This is a genomic window from Cellvibrio sp. (genome assembly GCF_053579595.1).
This window is the reverse complement of sequence record NZ_JBRFPI010000421.1, coordinates 1-3,709: the sequence shown is the minus strand read 5'-3', so window position 1 is coordinate 3,709 and position 3,709 is coordinate 1. Positions and strand designations below refer to the sequence as shown.

Sequence of the window (3,709 nt, the reverse complement as noted above, 5' to 3'; positions counted from 1 at the left end):
TCCCGCCGGTCACGTTGCCGGTAATTGCATCTTCCTGATTAGCCATTTTGGAACTGAGGTTGACGTAACCCGAGGCTGCACCACGGCCGTTATCAACACCGGCAGGGCCTTTGGCAATTTCCACTTGTTCGGTATTAAAGGTATCGCGGCTGATGCTGCCCAGGTCGCGGATACCATCTACATAAATACTGCCTTGGGTATCAAAGCCGCGCATAAAAATTGAGTCGCCAGTGGCGGTATTACCGTTCTCACCCATCAACATAGTGATGCCAGGGGTATTGCGCAGAGCTTCACTCAGAGTAGTAGCAGCCTGCTGCTGGAATAACTCTTTCTTCACAACCACGATGGTTTGCGGGGTATCCACCAACGGTTGGGTAAATTTGGGAGAGCTGGCCTTTTCGGCTTTGTAGGCTGACTCAATCGCATCCGCCTCAACTTTAACGGTATTGAGTGCTTTGGTTTCTTTCGCTTCTTCAGCAGCCATAGTGCCTGCCGATGCCAACAATATGGCGGATGACAGCGCAGTTGCCGTTAACTGCACGGAAGTAGCGCGTTTTTTGGAAATAATGTGTGAAGAGGTAGATTTGAGTATGGTCATGACAAGCCCTTGTAATAGTACAAATACGCAAAGAGGATTCAGACGCGCATAATATAGATAACTATTATCATCTGCAATAATAATAATTCTCATTTGAGAAAATAGTTGCCGACATCAAAATCGCCTGCAATTAACAATGACTGTCATTTGACTTATTGATCATATAACTAAATGCGATTAGTCTTTGCCGCTGATATTGCCAGCCATGCCAAGTTAGGAGGTGTTAACCAATGCATAAATCCCGGGCGTTCGCATGGCTATTGCTGTGTTTACTGGCAATACAGGTTCAGGCTGAACCGCCAACAACGGGATCAACGGATGATTCAATCCGTGTGCATCTGGGCGCTGAAGACTCCTGGCCACCCTATTCCAACGCGCATGGACAAGGCATATCCACCAACCTGATCAAGGCCGCTTTTGCCAAAACCGGCCTTACACCTGCGTTCCGGGTATTGCCCTACGCACGGGTTCTGCATGACTTACAATCCGGGAAAATCGACGGCGGTTACAACGTCACCCTGCAATCAACCACCAAAGATAAATATATTTTTGGACGGGTTCCCCTGCTGACGGTGGAGTCCTACTGGTTTTTTATTCCGGGTACACATCCAAAAATAAAATCTATTACCGATATCCCCGACAAATTCCGCGTCGGCGTTATCCGTGATTACGAATACGGCGATATTTACGAAAACCACCGCCACCGCTTTACGGAAGTGCAAGTATCACAACAGTCGCAAATTATTCGCATGCTAAAACAGGGACGCATTGATGCCGCCGTGATGTTTGATCGCGAAGCAGAGTACGCATTGAAAGAAATGAAATTGGATGACGCTATTTTTGATAAACGTTTTTTGAATCACCACGGCGATGTGTATGTCGCCTTCTCACACAAAAGCCCAAGAGCGAGATGGTTGGCGGAGCAGTTGGATAAGGGCTTGTTGATGATAAAGGAGGCGGGAGAGTATGATCGCATCCTCTCAGACACCAACAGGGAACCATGATGTCATATCGATTATTAAAAATTTTCACCTTCAGCTCAGCGTGTATCTTTTCATTAGCCTGCACATCCACCTCTTTATCCCCGACTGTCATTGTCACACCACTAGAGATTTCTGAATGGGAGACCCGCATCCCCATCGGACAGAGTGGTGTTAAAATCACATTCACCTTACCCCAGCAAGCCAACGCGGAATTCCAGCTTTTTGATGGAAAACCCCGACATATAAGTTATGCAGTGGCACGCGTGACGCTCCGCGATGAAAACTGCACATCGGGGCATTTAGTCGCTATCAACTATAAAAAAAGCAGCTCGGATTTCCACATCAAGTACTTTGAAAAAGAAGCTACCTGGAGCAACACTAACACCCTCATATTGAGCTGGAACGATAACAACCAAATTACTACCACACTGAACGGAGAAATAATAAGTACCGACCTATACGATCAAATAAGCACCTTAAAGATTGTTAGCCGTTTTTCGCCAATAAAAATTCAAACACTTGAATACCTGCCACAGTAATTGCAAGGAGCATCAAATGCGCACCGCACATAAAATACTATTGACCACTGGAATAATATTTTCGCTATTTTCCACCTCCACCCATGCTGATTTTGAGCTGGGGATGAGTTACTACGAAGCCAAAGATTTTGAAAAGGCGTATAAAGAATTTTTTGAAGCTGCCCAGTATGGCGATTACGATGCGCAAAATAATATTGGGGTCATGTATTATCGCGGCGAACACGTAACTAAAAACGTAATCACAGCTTACGCATGGATGGCTCTCGCAGTACAGGCAGCAGATCACGACGAATCAGCGATCCACAATAAAATTTTTACGCGCATGAACGATGCAGATAAAAAACTGGCAGAGGCAGAATATAAAAAAATATTTAGCCAATACAGTGACGCCGCCATAGAACAAAAATTGACGCCTGCTTTTACGGGAAAAACATTAAGCGTTAAAGACCAACGAGCGACCAAACGAGTCACCCCTACCTACCCCACTGAAATGCTCAGGCAGAATGCGTCCGGATTTGTCGATGTCGTCTTCACTATTGATAAACACGGTATTACTCGCGACCAAGTCCCCACCTATTCCGTATCAAAATCGTTTGAAAGAGCCGCCATTAAAGCGCTTCGCCAGTTTCAATTCGAGCCAATGAAGATTAACAACAAACCTGTAGCTGTTAATGGCATCAGGATGCGATTTAATTTTGAAATGGAGGGGGCGCACTATGACAAAAAGAAACTGGATAAAGTTATTGCCGAACAACGCCAAAAGGCAGAGACAGGTTCCGATAAAGACAAACTGGGTTTTGCCTACTTTTTAGAGGCAGTCCCCTCATTTGCCAGTGACTACAAACTCACTGACAACCCCAATCAGTGGTACATAGAAGCCGCCAACCAGGGTAGCGGCGTGGCGAGCTATTTTCTCGGCCGCAATGTGCTTTACGGAAATATGTGCACCCAGGACAGCAGCCAGAGTATGGGGTGGCTGCTCAAGGCTGCAAAGGCAGGTGTGACCGATGCGCAATATATGCTGGCAATTGAATCATTTAGTGGCGCACGGTTTGAAAAAAATGAAGATAAAGGATTCTACTGGCTGGCACGTGCAGCCAACGCAAACAAAGCAGCTAAGGTTCGCTATGCCTGGATATTGGCCACTCACCCGGACACTAAACGTCGCGACGGCAAATTAGCCAGTGAATATTTAAATGGTGTAGAGAAAAATTATTTGGATAAACAAAGCTATTACCAAACACTGGCAGCTGTCGCCGCTGAAAACAATGATTTCAAACAAGCCATTAAATGGCAAAAAGAAGCTCTGGAAGATGCACAGGATTTGAAACTACCGGTGCAAATTCTCGAACAACAACTCGCCAGCTATACCGCCCAAAAACCCTGGCGCGAGGAAATTTGATTGATTTACAAATTGAAGACAAAAAAATACCGCCCCTGGAGGTGGTATTTTTTTGTCTGCCCATCGAGCCAGATTACATATACGCGTTAGAGCGATCCGTATGGTCGGTCACATCGCGGATGCCTTTTAATTCAGGCAACTTATCCATCAACTGTACTTCAATACCCTGCTTCAAGGTAATCGCTAC

The 3,709-nt window shown here is 45.7% G+C and carries 4 protein-coding genes and 1 pseudogene; 3 read left to right on the top strand and 2 right to left on the bottom strand.

The window, feature by feature from the left end:
* The coding region (locus tag ACWA6V_RS18965; RefSeq protein WP_449523961.1) for a TonB-dependent receptor plug domain-containing protein at window positions 1-598 on the bottom strand (598 nt) is incomplete at its 3' end.
* Window positions 599-828: 230 nt separating this feature from the next.
* Here ACWA6V_RS18965 and ACWA6V_RS18960 point away from each other — a divergent pair.
* The 3 genes from ACWA6V_RS18960 to ACWA6V_RS18950 are packed head-to-tail and all read left to right on the top strand — an operon-like array spanning window position 829 to window position 3,522.
* On the top strand, window positions 829-1,602 hold the full coding sequence (locus tag ACWA6V_RS18960; protein WP_449523960.1) for a substrate-binding periplasmic protein: 774 nt from the start codon (window positions 829-831) through the stop codon (window positions 1,600-1,602).
* A complete protein-coding gene (locus ACWA6V_RS18955) occupies window positions 1,602-2,120 on the top strand; it encodes a hypothetical protein (RefSeq protein ID WP_449523959.1) in 519 nt (172 codons plus the stop codon). The genes ACWA6V_RS18960 and ACWA6V_RS18955 overlap by 1 nt, the downstream gene beginning before the upstream one ends.
* A gap of 16 nt (window positions 2,121-2,136) precedes the next feature.
* Complete coding sequence (locus ACWA6V_RS18950; RefSeq protein WP_449523958.1) at window positions 2,137-3,522, top strand: TonB family protein; 1,386 nt, start codon at window positions 2,137-2,139, stop codon at window positions 3,520-3,522.
* A 73-nt stretch (window positions 3,523-3,595) separates the two neighbouring features.
* Here ACWA6V_RS18950 and ACWA6V_RS18945 read toward each other — a convergent pair.
* A pseudogene (locus ACWA6V_RS18945) lies at window positions 3,596-3,709 on the bottom strand (Fe-S biogenesis protein NfuA); the annotation flags it as partial.